Annotated in this window: 16 protein-coding genes; 13 read left to right on the top strand and 3 right to left on the bottom strand. The window is 46.2% G+C overall.

Annotated elements, in window-relative coordinates; all coding sequences use genetic code 11:
• A partial coding sequence (locus AC1DVJ_RS16735; protein WP_477592373.1) for a type 2 periplasmic-binding domain-containing protein occupies nt 1-1,409 on the top strand: 1,409 nt, incomplete at its 5' end.
• 62 nt (nt 1,410-1,471) lie between these two features.
• A complete protein-coding gene (locus AC1DVJ_RS16730) occupies nt 1,472-2,308 on the top strand; it encodes a Gfo/Idh/MocA family oxidoreductase (protein WP_477592372.1) in 837 nt (278 codons plus the stop codon).
• 360 nt (nt 2,309-2,668) lie between these two features.
• On the opposite strand, the gene AC1DVJ_RS16725 is transcribed toward AC1DVJ_RS16730, so the two are convergent.
• From AC1DVJ_RS16725 to AC1DVJ_RS16715, 3 genes are read right to left on the bottom strand one after another with little or no spacing between them, the layout of a single operon-like run.
• Nucleotides 2,669-5,824, bottom strand: a complete 3,156-nt coding sequence (locus AC1DVJ_RS16725) for an Ig-like domain-containing protein (protein WP_477592371.1) — start codon at nt 5,822-5,824, stop codon at nt 2,669-2,671.
• Nucleotides 5,825-5,843: 19 nt separating this feature from the next.
• Nucleotides 5,844-6,902, bottom strand: coding sequence for a Gfo/Idh/MocA family protein (locus AC1DVJ_RS16720; protein WP_477592370.1), 1,059 nt, complete (start codon nt 6,900-6,902; stop codon nt 5,844-5,846).
• Between the two features lie 32 nt (nt 6,903-6,934).
• Nucleotides 6,935-8,506: an FAD-dependent oxidoreductase gene (locus tag AC1DVJ_RS16715; RefSeq protein ID WP_477592375.1), complete on the bottom strand. Its 1,572-nt coding sequence runs from the start codon at nt 8,504-8,506 to the stop codon at nt 6,935-6,937.
• A gap of 252 nt (nt 8,507-8,758) precedes the next feature.
• Here AC1DVJ_RS16715 and AC1DVJ_RS16710 point away from each other — a divergent pair, with 252 nt between their 5' ends.
• The 11 genes from AC1DVJ_RS16710 (at nt 8,759) to AC1DVJ_RS16660 (ending at nt 24,224) form a co-directional block, all read left to right on the top strand.
• The gene (locus AC1DVJ_RS16710; protein ID WP_477592369.1) at nt 8,759-9,862 is read left to right on the top strand and encodes an SGNH/GDSL hydrolase family protein; all 1,104 of its coding nucleotides are present in this window, start codon (nt 8,759-8,761) and stop codon (nt 9,860-9,862) included.
• A gap of 37 nt (nt 9,863-9,899) precedes the next feature.
• On the top strand, nt 9,900-11,405 hold the full coding sequence (locus tag AC1DVJ_RS16705; RefSeq protein WP_477592368.1) for an extracellular solute-binding protein: 1,506 nt from the start codon (nt 9,900-9,902) through the stop codon (nt 11,403-11,405).
• Between the two features lie 58 nt (nt 11,406-11,463).
• The gene (locus AC1DVJ_RS16700) at nt 11,464-13,293 is read left to right on the top strand and encodes a cache domain-containing sensor histidine kinase (RefSeq protein WP_477592367.1); all 1,830 of its coding nucleotides are present in this window, start codon (nt 11,464-11,466) and stop codon (nt 13,291-13,293) included.
• Between the two features lie 157 nt (nt 13,294-13,450).
• Entirely contained in the window at nt 13,451-13,792 is a 342-nt protein-coding gene (locus AC1DVJ_RS16695) for an ArsR/SmtB family transcription factor (protein WP_477592366.1), read from the top strand.
• An 88-nt stretch (nt 13,793-13,880) separates the two neighbouring features.
• The gene (locus AC1DVJ_RS16690; RefSeq protein WP_477592365.1) at nt 13,881-15,284 is read left to right on the top strand and encodes an FAD-dependent oxidoreductase; all 1,404 of its coding nucleotides are present in this window, start codon (nt 13,881-13,883) and stop codon (nt 15,282-15,284) included.
• Between the two features lie 162 nt (nt 15,285-15,446).
• Complete coding sequence (locus AC1DVJ_RS16685; protein ID WP_477592364.1) at nt 15,447-17,183, top strand: sensor histidine kinase; 1,737 nt, start codon at nt 15,447-15,449, stop codon at nt 17,181-17,183.
• Nucleotides 17,184-18,848: a response regulator transcription factor gene (locus tag AC1DVJ_RS16680; RefSeq protein ID WP_477592363.1), complete on the top strand. Its 1,665-nt coding sequence runs from the start codon at nt 17,184-17,186 to the stop codon at nt 18,846-18,848.
• Nucleotides 18,849-18,955: 107 nt separating this feature from the next.
• Nucleotides 18,956-20,620: an extracellular solute-binding protein gene (locus AC1DVJ_RS16675; RefSeq protein WP_477592362.1), complete on the top strand. Its 1,665-nt coding sequence runs from the start codon at nt 18,956-18,958 to the stop codon at nt 20,618-20,620.
• 108 nt (nt 20,621-20,728) lie between these two features.
• Nucleotides 20,729-21,622, top strand: a complete 894-nt coding sequence (locus AC1DVJ_RS16670) for an ABC transporter permease (RefSeq protein WP_477592361.1) — start codon at nt 20,729-20,731, stop codon at nt 21,620-21,622.
• Between the two features lie 17 nt (nt 21,623-21,639).
• Nucleotides 21,640-22,518, top strand: a complete 879-nt coding sequence (locus tag AC1DVJ_RS16665; protein WP_477592360.1) for a carbohydrate ABC transporter permease — start codon at nt 21,640-21,642, stop codon at nt 22,516-22,518.
• A 50-nt stretch (nt 22,519-22,568) separates the two neighbouring features.
• Nucleotides 22,569-24,224, top strand: coding sequence for an MGH1-like glycoside hydrolase domain-containing protein (locus AC1DVJ_RS16660; RefSeq protein WP_477592359.1), 1,656 nt, complete (start codon nt 22,569-22,571; stop codon nt 24,222-24,224).
• Nucleotides 24,225-24,246 lie beyond the last annotated feature (22 nt).

Here is a 24,246-nt window from a genome sequence, read left to right as displayed (position 1 = left end):
CAACTGTAGAAGCAAATAAGCCAAAGCCGGAATTCAAAGCACTGCTGCCATATGCGCGTTTTGATCCTGCTACCGAAGTAGTGGCAAAGTTCCTGAATGAAAAAACTGGCTACAAAGTAACCTATGATATGCTGCCAGTTGAAAATCCGGATGACAAGCTTAATTTACTAATGGCGAATAAAGAAAAATACGCCTATATGCTGCTAAGTCCACCGCAATATTCCAAGCTAGCCGCATCTGGTGCACTTGAACCCATTGATGAGTTGGTAAACAAATATGGGACAAATATGAAGAATGTGATCTCGCAAACCACATGGAACGGAGCGAAGCTGAATGGTAAAATCTTCGGTATTCCACAAACGGGATCAGGAACCATCGTCAATACAGCACTTATTGTTCGTCAGGATTGGATGGATGAACTTGGACTAAAGGCACCGACGACACGCGATGAACTATATACCGTCATGAAAACTTTAAAAGAAAAGAAAAATGTAATGGGGCTGTCTGGGGGGAAAAGTCCACTCGTTCCTGAGATTCTTCCGACATTTGGTTTGCCAATGGTTCAATCTTCCGCAACTACCGGTTGGCAGGATGTTAATGGCAAATTGGTAAATGCTGTTGAGAATCCAAATATGAAGAAGTATCTGGAGTTCATGAAGAAGCTTTACACGGAGAAATTGATCGATCAGGAATGGTCACTCAACCAAGCTAACAAAGTAATCGAGAATTTCACGAGCGGCAAAGCGGCGATCATTTCAAATGCTTATTTTAACGCACCAACGGTTCAAAATGCGCTTGTGAAAAACTCACCAAATGCTAAAATTGCTAGTTTCCCATACCTGAAAGGTGATGACGGCAAAGTCCAAGTCATGGGCAGCGCAGGTATCGGCTTCTATGTGGGAATTCCAAAATGGGCTGAAAACAAAGAAGATATTGTTAAATATCTGGATCTGAAGCTGGATAAGGATATTCACAAAGAAGCGGTGATCGGTAAAGAGGGAGTTCACCATAAGGTGGAAAACGGCAACTATCTTCCGATTCTACCGAAATTCAATGATGAATATAACAATGCCTCTACATTTTTGACAGGTGTGGATGAGAAAAACTACCCGATTTACTGGCAGGCGCGTGTTCGTAAAGATCCTATCTTGACGGATGCATTTAACAAAAATCAAGAAGCGGCCAAAGGCAACATTGTTCTTGACCCACTTGCTTTTGCACCGCCACTTGAAGCGATTGGTAAATACAACTTGAAGCTGCAAAAGCTGATGGAAGACACGTTCTTAAAATACATCACTGGCGCAGAACCACTCGAAAACTATGACAAGTTTATAGCCCAATGGAAAGCAGACGGCGGAGAAGAAATGACCAAAGCGGCTAATGAATGGTACGCAGCAAACAAGAAATAGTAGTGAATTCCCCTGCGGTTATGCCGTGGGGGTTTTAATTCCTAGAGGGAGTGGAGATTGTCATGCAAAAGATCGGGTTTATCGATTATTTTCTGGATGAATGGCACGCTGAGAAATACCCGGGTTGGATAGATAAGGCGACGAATGGACGTATGCAGGTTGCTTATGCTTTTGGTAAAACGAATGTAGATGGGAAGCTTAACAATGCGGAATGGAGCGATAAGAAGGGGATCCAGCTGCTAGACTCCATCGAAGAGGTTGTTGAAAAGAGCGATTATTTGGTCGTACTGTCGCCGGATCACCCCGAGTATCACGAGGAGCTATCAAAGCTGGCACTACAATCTGGCAAGCCTACCTATATCGATAAAACATTTGCACCTGATCGATCAGCCGCATTACGGATGTTTGAGCTCGCTGAGAAGCACAGGACCCCGACGTATTCAACCTCGGCGCTAAGGTTTGCAGCAGAGTTTGCGGGAATTGAGCAGCAGGGGATCGAGTCCATCAGCAGCTTAGGGCCAGGGAAGTTTGACAACTATGCCGTCCATCAGGTGGAGCCAATCGTCTCCTTGATGGGGACGGATGTCAGCCGTGTGATGTGGACAGGAACAGACAAGACGCCATCGCTGCTTATCGGATACGCAGACGGCCGCCAAGCGATGATCAACCTATATGGCTGGGAATGTCCGTTCAGTATGGCACTTAGTTATGAGGCGGGTTCATCAAAGTTTCTCAAGATTGAATCGGATTTCTTCGGGGCGTTTATCGAGAATTTAATCGGGTTTTTCGAGTCGGGTAAGCCGCCGGTTCCACAAGAGGAAACAATAGCTATAGCCACGATCCTTGATGTCGGCATGAGAGCTGCTAAGACACCTTATCAATGGCTGCAGCTGCCTTAAATGATTGAAATAGAGAAAGATCCGGCTCCTTCCATTTGGGAGGAGCCGGGTCTTTTTTAGGTCAAGAAATGAACAAATCTGCGTTAGTCCGATATCTCCGAATTAAATCGGGGATTTCGTGCGAAAAAGTACGAATAGTCCGATTCTACCGAATTAAATGCCCGATTTTCGCGGGTGGTGGTCGTTTGGGGCGAATTAGTTGGGCTAATTCGGACTAATTGAGGATTGTTGGTGCGGACAGTGAAAAGAGTTCGGTAATTTCGGACTAATGGGGGTTGGGGGAGTAATTCGTGTGCAGATGCGATAATGAGTAAGGAAATAGTCGATGAAATCGACTATCTCCTGTGCATCGAGGTTTAATCAATCAATTGCAACATCCGTTGCAATATCTTCACTTTCCTCATTATGACTGTTGAATACTTTAATCCTAATATCCGCTTGCTTGCCTCGATAGGAGGCTGTGATAGTAGCAGAACCTGGCTTCACAGCTGTGATCGTGCCGTCAGCTGCAATGGCTGCAACCTTATCGTGTGAAGAGCTGTACGTCACGTCTTGGGTGAGATAGGCGACTGTGCCATCGGTATAGGTCGCTTGAAGCGGTGCTTGGTAGGTGTCAACTTTGACAAGACTGTGTTTGTTCTCGTCGAAGCTGAGACTTGCCACTTCCACGACGGTTACGACGGACTTAGCGGTTTTCCCCTCGTAGCTAACTGTTATTTCAGCTGTACCTGCTTTCAGGGCTGTTACGATTCCATCAGCAGCAACAGTGGCAACAGATGGATTGTTGGAGATGTACGAAGCTCCAGCGACAAGGACTCTCGTTTGATCCGAGTAAACGGCGGTCGTAACCGATGCATGCTTGTCGCCAGCTACAAGTCGATAAGCAGTTGAATCAAGCTCAATGCCTGTGAGGATAGGAGCTGTTCGCGTGATGTTTACGGTTTTCTCATTTGTCTTGCGACCGTCCACATAGACGGAAATTTGCAAACTATTAACGCCGAGTGTGAGCGGAACACTTCCGATAAAGTCTCCATTGCTGGACACCTCAGCGGGTACGCCATTGAGAAGAACACGTGCCGTTCCCGGTCCAATCACTTCGACCTCGCCTTTGATTTCCAGATTATTCAGTGCTGTACTCGTGTTCGCATAATCCAGATACCCCCGCAGTGCAGCCGAACGTACGTCATCACCGAGCTTGTATGTTTTTGCGACCAATTGTCTTCTCGTTCGCACGCCGGAAGCGTCCAGAGCGGAGATAACGAAGCCGCCTTGTGGAATGACACTGTTGTTCGGCGAGATATTGGTCCAGTTCCAGTTAAGGGCCTGCAGTTGGTTAACAACCTTCGTGACTTTGCCGGCGCTGTCCACGATTGCCTCCACGCCAAACGTGCTAGTGGCCGTGGTTTGGCCAAAGGTATCGGAATAAATGTTGAGATTATTCTCGTTTCGGCTCACATTGAAGAGATCAGCTTCGAGGAACGACTCTGGATTAGCAGGAATGCTAGTGCCTATTTGATAATCCTTGACGTATTCCACGTTATGGAGCGATGCCTTCACAACAGACCAGTTAACTTGTGATAGATCAAAGAGCATGAGGCCGTTAGATTGCGACAAGCCAGCTTGGAATACGGAACGCTGCAGTGGAGGATCTTGGATGTTCGCCAGAGCGATACTTGCGTACATCGGGACTTCACCGTTCGTTACAATATTGCCAAGCGTAATGTGATGTTCGATTTCCTTCTGTGTCGTTTGATACGTACCGATCATGAGAAAATCGATGTTACCCGAGTAAGCAGTCTGTGAATAAGAGTCCGTATAAAGACTGTCATTCGGTAATTGCAGTCGGCTGTCGTATTTGAAATTCGGGCTGCCCCAGTGGACGCCGTTCAAGTAATACGACTCAAACCATGAACCCACATAGGCTGAGGAATAGACCTTATGACCTTTCAATGCAGAGTAACGGTCGGTTAGTAACCGAACATCATCCGTAAATGTTTTGATGGTTTGCGAGCGGAACTCCCACCAGTCATTGATGAGCGGACCTGTTTGGCGAACATTGTTCACATAGCTGAAAACATCGGCAGGCCAATTCGTCAACTGTTTACCCCGTGAGGCGAGAAAAGCCTCAAACTTCGCGCGCGTCAACGGGCTGAAGTCGGCTGTTTCGTTGTCATAACGGGTACGATCCAGAACAACACCGTCTACATCGTAGTTCTTGATCACTTCTTCCATGTTTTTCAACTCGAAGGCTCTTACATCATCATTGGCTGGGTTAACAAAAGCAACGAGGGACTTGCCGGATTTAAAGTAATTGCTTTCACGCAATCGCAAAATTTGACCGTTATCCTCGGGACGATACACATGCTCTTCCCAATCCAGATGCTGATTCAGCAGCCCATACTCGTTGTGTGCAGGCGAACCTTCAGCAAAAACGTTGAATGCTGCGTGGATTTTGATACCAAGCTGATGGCCGTATTTGATAAACTCTTCGAGCATATCCAGATTCGGATTAGCCCCCGCACGAGTAGGTGCTGTCATTTGTGAGATGTGCGGACGATTCGTCAAGTCGTTCTTCTTATAGTTGGCGAAGCCCTCGACGCCTTTGACATCAAGCGCAACGGCTGTAACGCCGGCATCCTTTGCCTTGGTTAGCATATCACGGATGTTTTCGGGCGTTTGCAGTTTGAAAATATTCGTACCTTGGTCGACCCAGAGGACGACTTCCTTGGTAGTGCTTGTTTGTTTTTTATAAAATACGACTAGCGCCTTCCTATCATTTTCTACGCCATTCTTGGCGGCAACGACATCCAAGTAATTAATACCCTCTGTGAGGTTGATCTCGCTTTGGAAGGTGCCGTTAGCCTGTAAATTAACGGTGAGTTGGTTGATACGAATCGCATAGGTGACGCCTGATTCCAGGTTTTCAAGTTTCCCGGAAACCGTCGTTTTCGGCTCGGTTACCGTAAACCAATCATCATTGTCGAGTTTAAGACGTGCTTGGAGTCCTTGCCCCGTCATAAGTGCAGAGACGGGAACCACTTCGCCATTTTTACGCAGCTTAATGAGGTCTCCCACCTTGAAATTTTTCGCGAGATACTGTTTAAAGGTTTTATTTGCCCAGCTGTCATCGTTCGCTACGAGGATGTAGCCGCCTTGCGGGATGACTAGGGTAGTTGGTCCTGTCCAGACGGGCACACCGCCGTTTACGGATGGATTGACAACCCGAGTCACGTGATTCGTCGCATCAACGACAACACCGACAGAAGTGGTACCAACTGTAATGGTTGACGCAAATTCCGTGGTGTATAAAGCAACGTAATCGGTGATTCTACTCATATCCGTATCAACGGCATTTATTTGCTTGCGCGGACCGTCAATGTCAATGGTGATATCGACGGGAGCGGCTTCTACTTCAATGAAATCGGTTGGACTGATTGCTGCAGATGCGGTTATGGACCAAGTAGAAGCGAGTAATGTAATCAACAAGGTTATGATTAACCATTTCGACTTTTTCAACTGGATTCACATTCCTTCCCTAGAAGCGGATTTCTTCACCTTTTTCGCTAGATTCATAGACACCGCAAAGTATTTTCATCATCTCAACCCCATCCTGTACAGGTGAAATGGTTTCTTTTTTACCTTGGCATACTTCAATGAAATAATTGATTTCATCCTGAAAGCCGGCAACAAAATCGAAAGAAAGGTTATTAATCTGCGGTGTGAGGTTCAAAATGGTATCGTACTTCTCAGTAATGATGGATAATTGAGGCTCTAATTCAGCTCCGCCTTTTTCCCCATACAGCTTTACCGTCAATTCGTCTTCCTTGGCATGAAGCGTAAAGCTGACGTCAACGAGTATGGAAGCGCCGTTCTCAAATCGAATTAAGGCGTTCGCCAAATCCTCGACGGTATTGTGAGTAGGGTCATAATCAGCCGCTTTGTAAAAAGCCAAGTTCTTCACATTGGCACGGTTACCAAGTTTTTTGTACGTATTACCAGAAATAGACTTTACTTTAGGACGGCCCATCAAATACCAGCAAAGGTCAATAACGTGAACGCCTACATCGATCAGCGGGCCGCCGCCAGACCGTTCCACATCTGAAAACCAGCCGCCTGGGTTGCCCAAACGACGAATACACGATGCCTTCGCATAGTAAATTTCCCCGAGCTCGTTGTTATCAAGGAACGATTTGATGATGCGTGTATTCGAAGCGTAGCGGCGAACGAAACCGACCTGAAGCGTTTTGCCCGTACGTCGAACAGCATCTTCAACAGCTAGCGCTTCGTTTACCGTTGTACACAGCGGTTTTTCGGTGAGCACATTTTTACCAGCCTCCAAGGCGGCAATGGATATTTGGGCATGGCTATTGTTCCAGGTACAAATGCTAATCGCATCGATAGCGTCATTCGCTAGCAGTTCTTCATAGCTCGTATAGATATGTTGGATGCCGTATTTCTCAGCTTTCGCTTTCGCACGTTCCTCGTTCAAGTCACAGATGGCATAAAGTTCGGCATCCGGATTCGTATGGTAAGATTTCAAATGCATTTCGGAAATGGAACCTGCGCCAATAACACCAATACGTATTTTACTCATCTACATACACCTCATCTTTAGAATGGTTAACATCAAACGGGACGAATAGTGGGCCAAGACAGCTCGATCCCGTAGTTTTCAAGCATGCTCTGGAAAATGCGAAGCTCAGATTCCTTGTTGCGTACCTCCCGGGGCAAAATTCCGCGATCGATGCAACGGCTAGCAAGAAACCCGGCTGCTTCGCCAATGTTCCATTCGACGGGATGAAGCCGGTAACAGCCGTTGGTAATGTGGGTAACGCCAAGATTCTTGCAAGCTGGCAGCAAATTGTTCATACGGATTGGAATCAAGCTGCCCAATGGAATCTGGAACGGCAGGGAAGAGATATCTATATAATGACGGTTGCCCGTGCTCGGATGCAGGTCAATGCGGTAACAGCCGATGCCAACGGAATCAGGGAACTGCTCGGCTTTACCGTCAGGTCGGCAGGCTGTGCTCACATGCTGCTCCAAGACCGTAAACTCGGCTTTGATCCTGCGCGATTCCCGTATGTACGGATACATAGCCAGTCCGTCCTCCGTGCCGACGATATCTTTGCGCAGGCGCAGTCCAGGGTAGCCTTGACCTCCGTCAGGCCGTGGTGCTTCGGTTTGCAGCCAATAGAGCAGGGATAGGCTGAGCTGTTTAGCATCCCATAGGCTTCGTTCTCTGTCCTCAGCGCTGACATCGATAATGGAACCGAGCCAGTAGTCATTCTGCGGCCAGTTGACCAGTGTAATGTCGCCAGGATAAAAGCCATCCTCGAAGTTTCGGCTATCGATGATTCGCCGATAGAAGAACAAGGAGTACTTGTCTGTTCCTTCAAAGAGTTCATAGGAAACGGTCTCCAGCGTATGAGGGCGAACACCAGACCAGCTGAGCAGCAGATCAGGCCAGAATTCCGCTTTATATGCCTTCCAGAAGTCGTAGCGCTCGGGACGCGTAATAGTGTGATCTTCGCCTTCGATGTAATCCATCGCGAAGCAGTATGTGAAGCCCTGCATGTCCTGCGGCAGCGCTTCGTCTTCTACCGCATGCGGCTCTCCGGTCTGGCTTATGGATTCAGCACCAGTCACATATTCCGCGCCAGCTAGAGGCAGCACGTCGCCACACTCCGTGGCGTCAAGGAAATAAGCAGCGGAGATCAACACCCTATCACCGCTCGTCAAATTGCGAACCAAGACTGAACGAACATCATCCCCATCCACGGATACCGATTCAATGCGATGGTGGGTTAGAATCTGTAACCTACCGCTGTTGACGTAGGGAGCCAGCATATCCTGCAGGACGGCTAATGCAGCCCGCGGTTCATGGCATAACCGTGAAACCCCGCCATTTCCGGGATTAAGAAGTGTACGTGAACGCGCCTCTGACGTAAGCGGGAAATGACGGCGGTAATAATCACGTACCCCTTCCCGAAACTGCCGATAGGTGCGCGTACAGCCAAATTGTTCGATCCACGGATGTTCATCAGGTGGAACGGCTTGGCTCGTTAGTTGCCCGCCGATCCATTCGGTTTCCTCGGTCATGATCACTTTTTTTCCAGATTTTGCAGCGGCGAGAGCGGCTGCGCAGCCGCCGGTTCCACCGCCAATCACGATGATATCAGCATGGTATTCATGCATTTGGGGATTGCTATTCGTGTTCACCAATGYAGATAGTCCCTCCTTTTACCAATTCGCCTGTAGGTACTCACAGGTTATCCCTATTGTATTACAGCTGATAAAGAGCCACAGCGGAGGACCATGACTTCTTTTGGTACTTTAATAACCCATTGGCAGCGAAAAAAAAGGGATTGCCAAATAGAAGGCGAAGATTCATAACGAAGCAGGTATAGGGATTGGACTGTAAGGTGTAGGTAGAGGAGGGAATTCAAGATGGCTAATCAGCAACAACCAGGTAACCCCTTGCAATTGGATTCGAATATGCGGATTCAGCAATCCACCACCGAGCCTTTCAATTGGTATTCACCGCTGGAGCAGCCATTTCATCTGGCAGGCTTTGGCTGGCTGAACGAAGAGAAGCTTTACCGCAGACTACCGGAGAAACCAGATTGGATACTTCCAGATGCGGTAAACAGCTTGGCAAACTGCACAGCTGGCGGGCAAATTCGGTTCACAACGAATGCAGCCTCGCTAGCCATCAAAGTGAGGTTGTCCGGGGCTGCGAATATGTATCATATGCCGGCAACGGGGCAGTGCGGGTTTGACTGCTACATCGGAGAACCAGGGGAGCAGCTGTATTACGGCACAACGCTCTATGATGCCAAACAAACCGAATATGAAAGTATCCTATATACGAATTTGGAGCGAGAGACTCGAAGCATTACCTTGAATTTTCCTCTTTACCAAGGTGTTGAGGAAGTATGGATCGGTTTGGATCCAACAGCGCAAATCGCACCTCCCTTAGCCTACAATAGTAGTGAAAAGATCATTTTCTATGGTACGTCCATCACGCAAGGCGGTTGTGCTTCCCGTCCTGGCATGGCGTATACAAATATATTATCTAGGCGTATAAATAGAGAGTTTCTGAACCTAGGGTTCTCAGGTAACGGCAAAGGAGAACCAGAGCTTGCGCATATTCTAGCGGAAATACCGGATCCGGCGTGTCTCGTCTTGGACTATGAGGCCAACTGTGTTTCCACAGAAAGACTGCAAACGACGCTGCCAGAATTCATTCGAATTTTCCGCAATAAACACGCACTGACACCGATCCTTGTGATTTCGCGCATTTCTTATGCGAAGGAAAAGTTTCAAGATCAGATGCTGCAGGAAAAAGAAAACCGCAAACAAGTCCAGATCCGGAATGTTGAGCAGCTGCGAGAGCAGGGCGATGCCAATATTTATTTTTACGATGGCTCCAATCTACTTGGTGAAGATGCTCACGAATGTACCGTCGATGGTATCCATCCAACAGATCTCGGCTTTATGCGTATGGCAGATGGGCTAACCCCATTTCTGCAAAAGATTCTAGCTAATTGATTCCCGCGTGGATTAAGACTGAAAGGGTGGCGAATTGATGAAAAGAACGAAAGCGACAATTCTGACCATTCTCGCTTGCTGTTCAACTGTTGGCTGCGGCATTCCGAATTTGGCCATGAACGAAAGTAATAAGGTGGATACGGCAAACGAACCAGCGATACGAATTGTCGTGAACAGCCTAGGCATGCACTTTCCAGAAGGGATGGATGAGAATCATAATCCCTATCTTAGCTATATTGAAAAGAACATTGGCGTTCAGGTCAATGTGACGCTCCCTCCGCTGAATGGGTATGATGAAAAGCTAAACGTCATAATGGCGTCCGGCGAGCCTCCGGATTTGCTGAATACAAGTGATCCTTCTTGGTTTATCCATTTTGTAAATCAAAAGGCGCTAACGCCTTTGAATGACTATATCGAGAAATACGGGGCAAATCTTATAGCCAAAATACCCAAGGAAGCTTGGGATAATGTGACCGTCAATGGCAAGATCTACGCGATACCTAGCTTGAACGAAGTAAAGGGAACCGAAATCGTTTATGCCAGAAAAGACTGGCTGGATAAGCTCGGTCTGCAGCCTCCGAAGACAATCGAGGAGTATACGGCGGTGATGAAGGCTTTTGCCGAAAGAGACCCGGATGGAAACGGGAAAAAGGATACCTATGGCTTATCGATTCTGGAGCGGCTTCGAAGAACGTCGCCATTTCTCGGTGCTTTTGGCGTACAAATGAAGGCCTGGTATGAACGTGACGGGAAGTTGGTTTACTCGGGGATACTTCCAGAAATGAAAGAGGCACTGCTGTATCTTCGAGGTTTGTACGATGAAGGCGTATTGGATCCCGAATTCCCGCTTAATAAAATTGACGTCCTTGGTGAAAAGATCGTGAGTGGGCGAGTTGGCTTGTTCTCAGCAGCTTGGTCAGACACACGCTCACATATTGCAGCGAACCGTAAAAAAGATCCGAATGCCGTGTGGATTCCGCTTGAATTCCCGATTGGGCCAGGCGGCCAACGCGGCGTCTATAGCACGTCCATCGTCCGTTCCTACAATGTTGTTCCTAGCAAAAGTGAGAAGGCAGATGCTGTCGTTAAGTTTCTGGATTTTGTTGCAGGGCCAGGTCAAACAAGCTTAAAGCTCGGTTTTGAAAATGAAATTTGGACGCGGGTAAACGGTAAGCTGTCCATTCGCTTTGAAGAACATGCGAAGCACGGCTATCGTGGCATCTATGGCGCATTGGCGGATATGGCAGATCCGAAAGTAACAAGAGACCGACTGGAGGGACTCGGCGAGCAATTCCGTTTATACGACAACCTGCAGCGGATTGAACACAATCTGATGGAAGACCAGTTCAATGGACCGCCAACACCAGCCATGGGCAAGCATCAAATCAAGCTGTCTAAGCTGCAAGAGGAGACATTTACGCGAATCATTGCGGGCCTCAGCCCCATTGAGGAATTCGATGCTTTTGTGAAAAAGTGGAAAGAAGCCGGCGGTGATGAAATAACCGGGGAAGTGAACGAGTGGTGGCGAGAAACCAGCAAATAATTGTCAAGTATCCGACAATCTGTCGGCGTGTGGTCGGTCATGAATGGAGGTTACCGAAATGACCAAAGAGATCTTTCCTAAAATTCGCAAATTGCTAGCCGGTTACATCCAAGTTCGGTTAACCTGGTATTTTTTACTTATTCTGCTTCCATTAGCTGGGTTTAGTCTGTTTGCCATTGCGAAATCGCAGACGATATTAGAAGTGCAAACGGGTGAGAGAACGCAGGGAGCACTGCATACAATGACGGATTATATTGACCTGACATTACAGAACATTGAGCAGCTTTCCTCCCTGATCGCTTTCGATATGAACGTGAACACCACATTGCAGTCTGTTGGTCAGGAGCCGGAGAAACAGTCGTTTGTACACTTTGCTCAGGTGATGGACCAGATCACGAGTATGACGACGGTCAATCTCATTGTTGATCAAATTACGATCATCCACATGCCTTCACGCACGGTCATTTCCACGAAATTCGGTGGAGGAAAGCTGCCGGGTGGAGCAGAGAAACAGGAATGGTATCAGCATTTAATGGAGGCTAATGGGGGAACGATTTTTTTCACACCGCAGGAGGGTGAATCTTACTTCGATGCCGACAGCGTGCATCTGATCCGGACGATGGATCCTTATAACCGTACGCTGATGAATCCGAAMTTGCTCGTCCTTTCTGTGAAAAAGAGCGCTCTGATCGAGCTGGCGAAACCGCTCTTGCCATCCAAAAATGCTAATATCTATCTGTTTGATAATGACGGGAAATCGATAACCGGCACAGGCGGAAGTGTAAATCCCCAAGTGTGGGACAACGTGGACAAGGTAAGAACTATCCGTAAATCACCACAGACTGGTACCGAGATGGTAACGATCAGCGTGAAGTCGAAGCTATCGGGGTGGACGCTGATGATGGAGCAGCCGTTGTGGGAAATTCGGAGTCATACCGACTCGTTGAAAATATTCTCATATGGGATTCTAGTTGTCAGTTTGGTACTTGCCATCTGGACTTCCTGGATCATCTATAGAGGTATATCCGCGCCGCTGCGGAAGCTGGCCTATGGGATGAAGCAGCTCCGTACGGGTAATTTCACCATTCAATTGGAAGATACGCGGATAGACGAATTGGGATATGTGATCGAATCGTTCAACCGGATGGCCGAGAATCAGAAAACGCTTATCCGAGATCACTACGAGAAACAGCTGTTATTGTCCAAGATGGAATTGAAATTTTTACAGTCACAAATTAATCCCCATTTTCTATATAATACGCTGGACTCGATTTATTGGACGGCCAAAAACTATGAGGCTGATGAAATCAGTGAAATGGTGTTGAACCTGTCGAAATTTTTCCGGCTTAGCCTGAACAAAGGGAATGAGACATTCACCGTCAAGGATACGATCGAGCATTTGAAATACTATATTAAAGTGCAGCAGTTGCGATTCCTTGATCATTTTACTGTTCGCTTCGACATTGCTGAGGAAAGCGCGCATTATCATGTTCTGAAGCTCCTCCTGCAGCCCTTGGTGGAAAATGCCGTGCTGCACGGCTTAGAGAAACAGAGTGGAGGCGGGGAACTCGCCATTTCTTCTTATGTGGATGGAAGTCAGCTTGTCCTTGAAGTGTGCGACAACGGAGTCGGCGTCAGTAAAGATAGGCTTGATTATATTTGCGGCAAATTGGAAGAGGCGTCTAAGCAAGCGGGCGAAGGCATTTCTATGGATATTAAAAAAGAGAATGACCTATTTGGTCTGCGAAATGTCGTTGCGCGGATGAAAATGTATTACGGCAGTGAGTCGCAATTTCTATTTGAGAGCGGCAATGGCATGGGAACCAAGATCACACTCCGCCTACCGCTAGAAATGTGCGAATCAACTTTAGTGGAGCAGGCAGGGTAGGGGGAATATAGAAAGGGCCTTACGGTAAGCGTAGGGCTCTTCCTTTTTTCTAAAACGACTTAATCAAATTAATTTGATTAAGTCGTTGCAATAGGAGCAACAGTTGTGTATAGTGTAATTAATCAAGAAAATTTGATCAAATTAGCGGGTGATAACAATGAAAACCATAATTCCCTTACATGAAATAAAGAAAAATAATGTACGAGATGACTCCTTCTTTGAAGCCTATGAGGCAAGGTTTAAAGCGTTGGCGGATCATAAAAGACTTCAAATCATGTATGAGCTAACACAGCGGGGTAAAACATGTGTCTGTGATCTGTGCGAAATAATTGATATGGCTCAGTCCAAGTTGTCTTATCACCTGAAGATTCTGTTGGATGTCAAACTAATAACGAAAGAAATTATTGGTACATGGAGCTATTATGAGATCAACACGTCTACTGTGAACGGATTGCTTTCAGAAGAACTGTGCTGCATTTTTAGGCCGAGTGGTTCATAAAATTTTTAGTCTTTACATCAATTTTTTTTGATGTATTAATCATAATAATTTGATTAATACATACGAAAACGATAGGGAGGTTTTTGTTATGAAAAAAACTTCAGTTCTTTCTAATMAAAAACGACCAGTAGCGATTATTGGTGCAGGGCCTGTAGGGCTTGCTGCCGCTGCCCATTTGGTAGTACGTGGAGAATCTTTTATTTTATTCGACGCAGGGAAAGAGGTAGGGGCAAGTGTCCGCAATTGGGCGCATGTGCGTCTCTTTTCCCCATGGGCATACAACATTGATAAAGCAGCGCGGCAGTTACTTACATCACAAGGCTGGAAAGCGCCAGAAAATTCGGAGATACCCACGGGATTAGAAATGGTTGAGAAGTACTTGAAACCTTTCGCTGAACTGCCGGAAATCAAACCATTCATACATGTAAATACGAAAGTAACCGCGGTAAGTCGAAAAGGTCTAAACAAGGTAAAAACGCAGGGGCGCGATGACCTCCCGTTTGTCTTGCGTGTTGAGAAAGATGGGGAAAGCTTCTCGATTGAGGCCAAAGCTGTCATTGATGCATCAGGTACTTGGACGAATCCGAATCCTATTTTATCTGAAGGCGTATGGACGTCTGAGGAGAAAAGGTTGGGCAATCAAATCTTTTACGGTATACCTGACATTCTAGGTGAGCACAAAAAACGCTATCGTGGAAAGAAAGTTCTTGTAGTTGGCAGCGGGCATTCTGCGATCCATACACTTTTGGAATTAGGGGAGCTTAAGGAGCAAGATCAGGAGACCGAAATTATCTGGATACTTAGAAAATCAAGGCTAGAGGATGTATACGGAGGTCGGGAGCAGGATCAGTTGGCTGCAAGAGGAGCACTCGGAACGCGTATTCAGCAACTAATGGAATCAGGGAAAGTTAAAGTCATGACGCCATTTCAGATTCAGAAGTTAAAAAAGGTTGGGGAAGAAATTCAGGTTATTGGCTCTGTAAATAACGAATTGGTTCATATCGATGCGATTGACGAGATCGTTGCGAATACGGGCTCTCGTCCTGATTTCTCCTTTGTAAGTGAAGTAAGGATGATGGCAGATCCAGGTCTGGAAAGCGTGTTGGACCTAGCGCCTCTCATCGATCCGAACGTCCATAGCTGTGGTACCGTGAGACCTCATGGGGAGAAGGAGCTAAGACAACCTGAGAAGGATTTTTATATTGTTGGATCCAAAAGCTACGGTAGAGCACCGACTTTCTTGATGGCGACAGGGTATGAACAAGTGAGATCTGTAGTTGCAGCTTTGGCAGGTGATCGTGCCGCCGCTGAAAGAGTTGAACTCGATTTGCCTGAAACAGGGGTATGTAGCACGCAAAGCAATTCCTTCTGTGAACATAAGAACAATGAAGAGCGGGTGGTCCAAACGGATGTAAGTAATTCGTGCTGTTCATCAATAAGCATAGCGGAAACGCCGAAATCGTCTTGCTGTACTAGCAATAAAGACGTTTAGCAGTGATAAGCCTGGGAATCCTTGGTAAAAGAGGGTTTCTGGCTTATTTTTTTTCATCACTAGTAAATATTCAGTTAATAATATTATAATAGCTAAATCATTTTGGAATCGATGAAATGACAAAAATCGGTAATAAAATGTCAGACAAGGGGGGACACTACTATGAATCTAACGAGACATCCGTGGAAAAAAAATGCGCTTAGAAGACTGATTCTTTCGTTTATTTGCATTCTTCTACCGCTCTATATCCTCAGCATGATCATTTACAATTGGGGGATTCGAACATTGCAGGACGAAATATCCAAATCCATGATCTCACAGGTATCTGGGTATTTGACCGGGTTGGAGGAGGAGTTCAGACGAATTCAAACCTTGCAATACGATGTCTTAAGCGATGACAATTTAAATGCTCTCGGAGCCATACCTGATTCATTGAATGATATAGAGAAAATGCAAAGCATTCTAAGACTCCAGCAGCGACTCAATGCCATTCGAAACAGCAGCACGTATATAAAAGATGTGTACGCTTACATACCAGCGATCCAAAAGAATGTCTCGGCCTTAACGATATCCACGTTTAATCAGCAAGAATTTGGAAATTTGAGAAACATTCCTTTGACACTGGATTCGCAAGTCATGAATGTGGACGGCAGAATGTATTTAAGCGCGGTGTATCCTTTCTCCACACCAAGCAGTAAAAGAGGGCCGCTATTCATTGTGGCAATCGAATTGTCGAAGGAAAAGCTGGAGGAACATTTGAAATTGATGGTTAATTCCTCGGATGAGGGATTGATTTTTAATAGTTCACAGTTTGTCATCACAACAGGTCGCGATGCTGCCTTCGATCGAGAGATCTCGACCCATATGGCCAATAACGCTAATATTGGCAACGCACAGAAGCTTGTCATCAATGACAAGCACTATCTTGCCGTATACACGTCTTCGAATTTCTTTGGAGCCGTGCTAAGCAAATACGTGCCAGAAAATACAGTGTTTAAACCGCTCCAAAAGTATAGAAGTTGGTTTGTTTTGCTAGCAGCAGTAGCTCTCATTATTATTGTTATTTACTCTTTATATGTGTATAAGTACATTCACAAACCGCTGGATAAGCTTGTCAGAGCGTTCCGTAAAATCGAGTATGGTGATTTCGAGGTTCAGATCGATCATGCAATTAATGATGAGTTTCAGTATATATATAAGCGGTTTAATGTGATGTTGGGGAATTTAAAATCCTTGATTGATCAGGTATATAAACAGCAAATCTTGACTCAGAAGGCGGAATTGAAGCAGCTTCAATCCCAGATTAATCCGCATTTTCTATACAATAATCTCTTTATTCTCAATACAATGGCACGCCTAGGGGATTATGAGAATCTCGAGCAATTTACGAATCAGTTGGGTGAGTATTTCCAGTTTGTCACGCGGAACAGCTCGGATGAGGTGCCGCTCTGGAAAGAAGTCAAGCACGCCAAAGTATATGCTGAGATTCAAGCTATGCGATTCTCGAATCGACTTAAGGTCGAATTCGATGACCTGCCGGAACATATCGGACACGTGATGGTGCCGAGGTTAATTTTACAGCCAATCATTGAGAATGCATTCGAACATGGTCTGGAAAGAAAGCCTGCGAATGGCATTTTGCGGGTTCGACTTCTTAAGATTGAACATGAGATTCAGATGATTGTTGAAGATAATGGGGAAGAGCTGAGCGGAGAGCGAATCGAGTTTCTCAATGACGCATTATCCGACCAAGAAGGGTTGGAGACGACGGGCATTTTGAACATCCACCAACGAATTCGTTTGAAGTTTGGACAGACAAGCGGATTACATGTGGAGCGAAGCAAGTTAGGCGGTTTGAAGGCAACCATTGTTATCGACTACTCGAATGGAGGCGTTTAAATGTACAGGGTTCTGGTCGTAGACGATGAGATGATTATTGCAGACGGGTTATATGAGGTGCTTCAGAACATTCCGCAGCTGGAGTTGGATGTGTATAAAGCTTATTCCGGCATGGAGGCGGTCCGGCAATTCGATCGGACACGCTTCGATATCGTGCTCACAGATATTCGAATGCCAGGTCTCGACGGCTTGCAGCTTCTGGAAAAAATTCGTGAAAGATGGCCGCAATGCAGGGTCATTTTCCTAACGGGGTACAATGAATTTTCCTATATTTACTCGGCTATCCAGTATGAAAGAGTCAGCTATTTACTGAAGACCGAAGGATACGAGAAAGTAATTCAGACGGTGGAGCATACGGTGGCTGAGATAGAAACCGAGTTAAGGGCGCAGTCTCTGCTGAAAATAGCTCAGGAGCAGTTGGATAACATGAGGGGGATGCTTCAGAACGAATATGTGAAGCGGATCTTGAATGAACAGCTCGACATGCAAGAGATTAATCAAGAGCAATTTGATGAACTGGCTATACCACTTAAAGCAGATCGTCCTGTTCTCATCATGCTTGGAAGAATCAATAGCTTATCAAACAAGACGACGTATTCGGAAAAGTCCCGGCAGCTGTATAGGATCAAGTTGATTGCCGAACAGTATATGTCTTCCCATGTTTCTTTTGTTGATGTGGTCAATGAGCATATGGACCTTATATGGCTGATACAGCCACTCGAGGATAAGTTGTCAAAAGAGGCGTGGGATAGGACCCTGACATTCGTGAAAGGAAATTTGGAGTTGGTGCAGGCGGCCTGTAGGGAGTCCGTCGGTGAGTTACTTTCCTTTGTACTGGATGACAGCACGGTTGCGTGGGCTGATACGGCAGAGCGGTTCGCGACACTAACCATGCTGATGAATTATCGGATCGGTCAAGGCAGCGGTATGCTGCTACTGGATAAACAGATGGTGGCACAAGAACTCCAGCAGGCGGACGGGAGCCAGCGTGAGAAATCGCAGATCCGGCAAGCGAAATTGGAGCAGCTGGCCGACCAATTGGAGCATGGGCAACGAATGGAGTTCAGCAAGACGCTGCACGCATGTGCTGACTCGCTTAAGGATATCGACAGCATGCATGATGTACCTGCCCAAGAACTTTATTATTCCATTGGATTGGTCTTCTTATCCTATATGAACCGCTGGAATCTGGTAGAGACCGTTGCGACCAAAATCGGTCTTCATAAACTCATGCAGCCAGGCGAGCATGAGTCATGGAGGGTAGCTTTTGAGTATCTAGCAAGTGTGGAAGAAATGCTGTTCAATCTGCAGAATCAAGAGGAAGAGAGAAGGGCAAATGCCATTATTTCCTTGATTCAGAAGCATATTAAGGATCACCTTCATAATCCGGATGAGGTCTCGCTGGTCAAATTAGCGGAATTAGTGTATTTTAATCCGTCCTACTTGTCGCGATTATTTAAACAGGTCACAGGAACCAATTTATCCGATTACATTTCCGCGACCCGCATGACAAGAGCCAAGGGACTGCTGGAAAATCCGAATATTAAAATTCAAGAAGTCGCTGAGCAAGTCGGTTATGGAACAGCTACGAACTTTACACGCTATTTTCGTAAGATAACGCATATGACACCACTGGAGTATCGGACATCGATATTCAACAAGTAAACAAGTGATTCAAATGTAAAGACATGAATATTGAATGCCGATTGATTGAGCTTTACCATTAGAGATGTAGCAACTCTAGTATATTCAGATCTTTCGGGGAGGTTCACATGAGAAAAAGAGATAAAGCAAAATCGGCCGTTATTCTCTCAGCAGCAGGATTATTAGTGCTCTCAGCTTGTAGTTCAGAGGGGTCGAAGGATAGTAATTCGACGGCGACACCTGCGAGTTCTTCAGTGCCAGCAGCGAACTTGATGGCGAAGTATGAAAAGCCAGTGGATATTACTGCTTGGCGCTTTACAGAAGCAACCTACAAGTACGAGAATGGCGACACGATTGAGAATAATATTTATACAAAGGCCTATCAAAATGACCTGAATATCAACCTGAAATATCAGTGGACAGTACCTGTCGAGCAATTCGATCAGAAGCTGAATGTGGCGATTGCTGCCGGGGATCTGCCGGATCTTATGTGGCTGAAAAACAAGCAACTCACAGATTTGGCTGATAATGATATGCTCTATGATTTGACGGAGTTGTATGAGAAGTATGCATCGCCGATGGCGAAGAGCATCCTGCAGCAGGATCAGAAGGCGTTCGATACAGCCAAAATCGGCGGCAAGCTGATGGCGATTCCTCAGACATCGTCGGCCATCGACGGTCTACCCCTTTTATATGTACGGGCGGATTGGTTAACGAAGCTTGGACTTACGGAGCCGAAATCCATGAAGGAAGTTCTGGCGGTTGCTGAGGCATTCACGAAGAAGGATCCGGACGGCAACGGCAAAGATGATACCTTCGGGATGGCGTTTACTAAATCGTTCCTGGCGGATACACATTTTGGAACAACAGGCTTCTTCTCAGGCTTTCATGCTTATGCTGGTAAATGGGTGAAGGATGCGTCCGGCAAACAGCTTGTCTATGGCAGTATTCAGCCAGAAGTAAAGACTGCGCTGAAGCAGTTGCAGGATATGTACGCGCAAGGTTTGTTGGATAAGGAATTCGGTGTCAAAGACAGAGCGAAGGTGACAGAATCCGTTGTCGGCGGCAAAGTAGGTATCTTCTATGGCAGTATGTCTGCGCCATTGTCGATCATTCAGAAGAACATTGATAACGATCCTAAGGCAGATTGGAAAGCGATCCCGCTGGTGTCTGTCGACGAGAAGAAGGCAACACCAATTGGTAAAATGCCAATCCAACGTTATTATGCGGTGAGCAAGAAGAGCAAGAATCCGGAAGCGATTATCAAGCTTCTCAACTTCGCGATGGATGGGTATGACGAAAGTAAGAAACCGAAGCCAGAAATGAGCTTCAGCCCTACGAATGTGCCTGTTTATCTCTATAGCGTGATGAACCCAGAGCCTGCAAATAAAAACTTGAACGCACATAATAATGCGTTGAGTGCGATTGCTTCAAACGATCCTTCTAAGCTGACAACGGAAGAGAAGGGTTACTTCGACAAAATCGTGGACTTCCGTAAAGGAAACAAAGCGAATTGGGGAACAGAGCGCGTATTCGGTACGCCAAGCAGCTTCGACGTAATCAGTAATTACGTGAAAGACGATAACTATCTGCTGGATGCTTTCTACGGTGCAGCGACACCGACTATGGTAGAGAAGAATGCTTCGCTACTGAAGTTGGAAGAAGAAGTATTTACGAAGATTATTATGGGCCAATCCATCGATACGTTTGACAAATTCGTTGAAGACTGGAAGAAGCTTGGCGGAGAACAAATTACGAAGGAAGTCAACGATTGGTACGCAAAAAGTAAATAAGAAGTTGACGGCTTAATACGAGATTGGAGCTTAGGGGGAAGCGGTCGTAYACTGCTTTCCCCTTCGTTATTTGTCCTTATATGCAAACGGAGAGGAGTAAAAACGGAGATGAATAAAAAACTGCAGGAAATTCCTTTGCATCTCATGCTGTTACCTGGTGTCATTCTTACGATTATTTTTAGCTATGTCCCCATCGCGGGGATCGTTATTGCTTTTCAAAAATTTGTACCGTCCAAAGGGATCTTTCATTCCAAATGGATCGGACTCGATAATTTCCGCTATATGTTGGATATGCCTAATTTTTCGAGTGTTGTGTGGAATACGGTTTTCATTGCAGTGATGAAGATCATCGTACACTTAATAGTTCCAGTTATTTTTGCCCTGCTTTTAAATGAGGTCGTGAGTTCGGCCTTCAAAAGGACCGTACAAACGATCATTTACTTTCCTTATTTTCTGTCCTGGGTTATCTTGGGCGGCATTCTGATTGATATTCTCTCGCCTTCAGGTGGCATTGTGAATCAGATGCTTGGCCTAGTTGGCATCAAACCTATTTTTTTCCTTGGCAACGAAAACTGGTTTCCATTTACACTTGTCGCATCTGACACGTGGAAGGAATTCGGATATAGCACGATCGTTTATTTAGCCGCCCTGACGGCAATAGATCAGTCTTTGTATGAAGCTGCGGTTGTGGATGGAGCTAATCGTTGGAAGCAAACACTCCACGTTACAATTCCCGGCATGCTGCCTATTGTCACACTGATGACTGTTCTGAGCTTAGGAAATGTGCTGAACGCTGGGTTCGATCAAGTGTTTAATCTGTACAGTCCGATGGTTTACAGCACAGGAGATATTATTGATACGATGGTTTACCGGATCGGCTTAGTAGATGCGCAATACGGCGTAGCGACGGCGGTAGGATTGTTTAAATCCGTTATAGCTTTCATCTTAATTGTGATTTCGAATAAGCTTGCCAATCGGTATACCGGCTATCGGATATTTTAAGGTAAGGGGGAAAGGCTATGCAGAAAGTTTCAACAAGCAGAAAATTATTTCTGTTCATTAACTATCTATTGTTGGGTTTGATAGCATTCCTATGTCTATTGCCGCTTATTAACGTGCTAGCTGTCTCCTTCAGCTCTAGCAGCGCTGCGGCAGGGGGCTTCGTGAAGCTCTGGCCAGTAGATTTCACTATAGCCTCGTATAAACATGCTTTAACGAAGAAGGAATTCATTGAAGGTTTGTTTGTTTCGATCCAAAGAGTGACGCTTGGTTATGCGATTAATATGGTGATTACGATCTTGATTGCCTATCCGCTTTCGAAAGAAACAACTACGCTTCGTGCAAGGAATGTATACGCTTGGTTCTTTATCATCACCATGCTATTCCACGGCGGACTTATTCCTAGCTATATGACGATGAAAGCACTCGGGTTRCTGGACACGATTTGGGCGTTGGTGCTTCCCGGAGCTGTACATGTATTCAATATGATTTTGCTGCTGAACTTTTTTCGTAATTTACCCAAGGAAATTGAAGAGGCTGCGTACATTGATGGAGCGGGTCATTGGAAGGTGCTTTGGAGCATGTATATTCCATTGTCCAAGCCTGCGTTGGCAACAATTACTTTATTTACCGTGGTCATGCATTGGAATTCGTGGTTCGACGGCCTAATTTACATGAACTCGCCTTCGAATTATCCACTGCAGAGCTATTTGCAAACGATTATTGTTAATCCGGACTCTAGTACACTTTCGTCAACTGAACTGTACATGTCAGAGGTATCAGACCGTACCTTCAAGGCGGCGCAAGTATTCTTAGCGGCATTGCCGATATTGGTATTCTATCCATTCTTGCAGAAATATTTCATGAAGGGCCTAGTCATGGGCAGTGTGAAAGGATAACGGGGTGGGCTGCCTAGGGCAGTCCATTTCTTTTAGGGGAGGCATTTTACATGAGTGAGAATATGATAGATCGGCTTCGCGGGATATCCGTGGAGGAGCAGTTAGGTCAGCTGAAAAAGGCGACAGATCGCGATGTGCTTAAAGAGTGGCAACGATCCGGGGTTAAGTTTACATCGACGGGCGGTCGTCTGGAGGAAACGTATTACAATGCGCTGGGCAAGCTGTTCGATTGCATTGTACCTACAATGGGGGATGCGCCTGTGCTTCACGAGGGTGGCATTTATTTAGGCTGCTGGATGGAAAGCACGGGAACGATCAACAATGAACTGCTGTCGCGTTTCCTGCCAACGGTGTCGGAGGATACCTTTCAATTGTTCGCAGATTACCAGAAGGAAGACGGTCAGCTGCCATATAAAGTGACGGAAAATGGACCGGCCTATCGGCAGATCCAGATGGTGACCCCGCTTGCTCGAAGCGTGTGGAACCACTATGAGTTGAATGGGCGAAACCAAGATTTTTTGCGGAAAATGTATGAGGCGATGGTGCGATATGATGAGTGGCTTGTGACTTATCGCGATACTAGAAAAACCGGCTGTGTGGAGGCATTTTGCACGTTCGATACGGGGCATGATTTGTCTCCGCGATTCTGGCATGTGCCGGATTCCGCACATCTGGACGATGCTCGGCAGTATAATCCAGACTCACCGACCTTGCCATTCTTAGCGCCCGACTTGACGGCGAATGTATACTGCCAGCGTCTCTATTTATCGCGCATGGCGCTGGAACTAGGGGATGATCAGGCGGCGAAGGCGTGGGAATTTAAAGCAGAGATGAGCTTGAAGAGCTTGTTCAGTTATTGCTTCGATGAGGCGGATGCTTTTTTCTATGATCGGGATCGGAACGATGAGTTTGTTCGCGTACAGTCTGATGTTTTATTGCGAGTGCTTGCCTGTGAGGTGGGCGATGGTGAGTTTTTCGCGAAGTCGCTTCGGAAGTATTTGCTTAATACAAGTAAGTTTTTTGCTAAATATCCCTTTACATCCGTCGCTATGGACGATCCGCGCTTTGACCCGTTCTCCAGCTATAATACGTGGGCAGGCACGTCGAATTTCTTGAGTTTGATTCGTACGCCACATGCCTTCGAGCATCATCATCGCTATGTGGAGCTGACTTGGGTACTGAACCCGATCATAACTGCGTTGGCACAGATGACACGATTTGCCCAAACCGTAAGCCCATGGACGGGGAAAGAGGGATATACCGAGAGCTATTCGCCAGCCCTATTGTGCCTGCTTGACTTCGTTGAGCGGCTGAGTGGCATTTTGCCTAGACCAAATGGAGAGTTATGGTTCACTTCGTTGGTGCCATATCCGCAGGATCACGGAGAGGTAATGGCTGCGGAGACTGGCTACAGTCGAATCGTCGATGGGGTCATTTTCGAATTCGTAACTACGAGAGAAGGAAGCACCGTTTATCGCAATGGTGGGGCTTATTTGAAGATACCATTCGGGACTAGGGCAGTGACAGACCGTAAGGGGCAACTGAAAGCCATCATCGGGATGAGTGTTCGCACGATTGAGGGGACTGTGTGGTATGAAGGGCACGAGATTCCTCTGATTGTGAAGGGGAATGAGCAGATAGAATTGACGGATGGTCAATTTATTAGTGTACGCGATTTAGGCGTTATTTATCCAACATATCGGTAATTGGGGAGGTAGCTAGGTATGG

Source organism: Paenibacillus sp. P4_A9, from assembly GCF_056402415.1.
Note: the sequence above shows the minus strand (reverse complement) of the source record. Positions and strands in the feature narration are given on the sequence as shown.

Excerpts from the sequence above, each read along its gene's own strand:
- AC1DVJ_RS16730 (WP_477592372.1), top strand. The coding sequence starts at position 1,472 with ATGCAAAAGATCGGGTTTATCGATTATTTTCTGGATGAATGGCACGCT.
- AC1DVJ_RS16720 (WP_477592370.1), bottom strand. The coding sequence starts at position 6,902 with ATGAGTAAAATACGTATTGGTGTTATTGGCGCAGGTTCCATTTCCGAA.
- AC1DVJ_RS16715 (WP_477592375.1), bottom strand. The coding sequence starts at position 8,506 with ATGCATGAATACCATGCTGATATCATCGTGATTGGCGGTGGAACCGGC.
- AC1DVJ_RS16710 (WP_477592369.1), top strand. The coding sequence starts at position 8,759 with ATGGCTAATCAGCAACAACCAGGTAACCCCTTGCAATTGGATTCGAAT.
- AC1DVJ_RS16705 (WP_477592368.1), top strand. The coding sequence starts at position 9,900 with ATGAAAAGAACGAAAGCGACAATTCTGACCATTCTCGCTTGCTGTTCA.
- AC1DVJ_RS16695 (WP_477592366.1), top strand. The coding sequence starts at position 13,451 with ATGAAAACCATAATTCCCTTACATGAAATAAAGAAAAATAATGTACGA.
- AC1DVJ_RS16685 (WP_477592364.1), top strand. The coding sequence starts at position 15,447 with ATGAATCTAACGAGACATCCGTGGAAAAAAAATGCGCTTAGAAGACTG.
- AC1DVJ_RS16680 (WP_477592363.1), top strand. The coding sequence starts at position 17,184 with ATGTACAGGGTTCTGGTCGTAGACGATGAGATGATTATTGCAGACGGG.
- AC1DVJ_RS16675 (WP_477592362.1), top strand. The coding sequence starts at position 18,956 with ATGAGAAAAAGAGATAAAGCAAAATCGGCCGTTATTCTCTCAGCAGCA.
- AC1DVJ_RS16670 (WP_477592361.1), top strand. The coding sequence starts at position 20,729 with ATGAATAAAAAACTGCAGGAAATTCCTTTGCATCTCATGCTGTTACCT.
- AC1DVJ_RS16660 (WP_477592359.1), top strand. The coding sequence starts at position 22,569 with ATGAGTGAGAATATGATAGATCGGCTTCGCGGGATATCCGTGGAGGAG.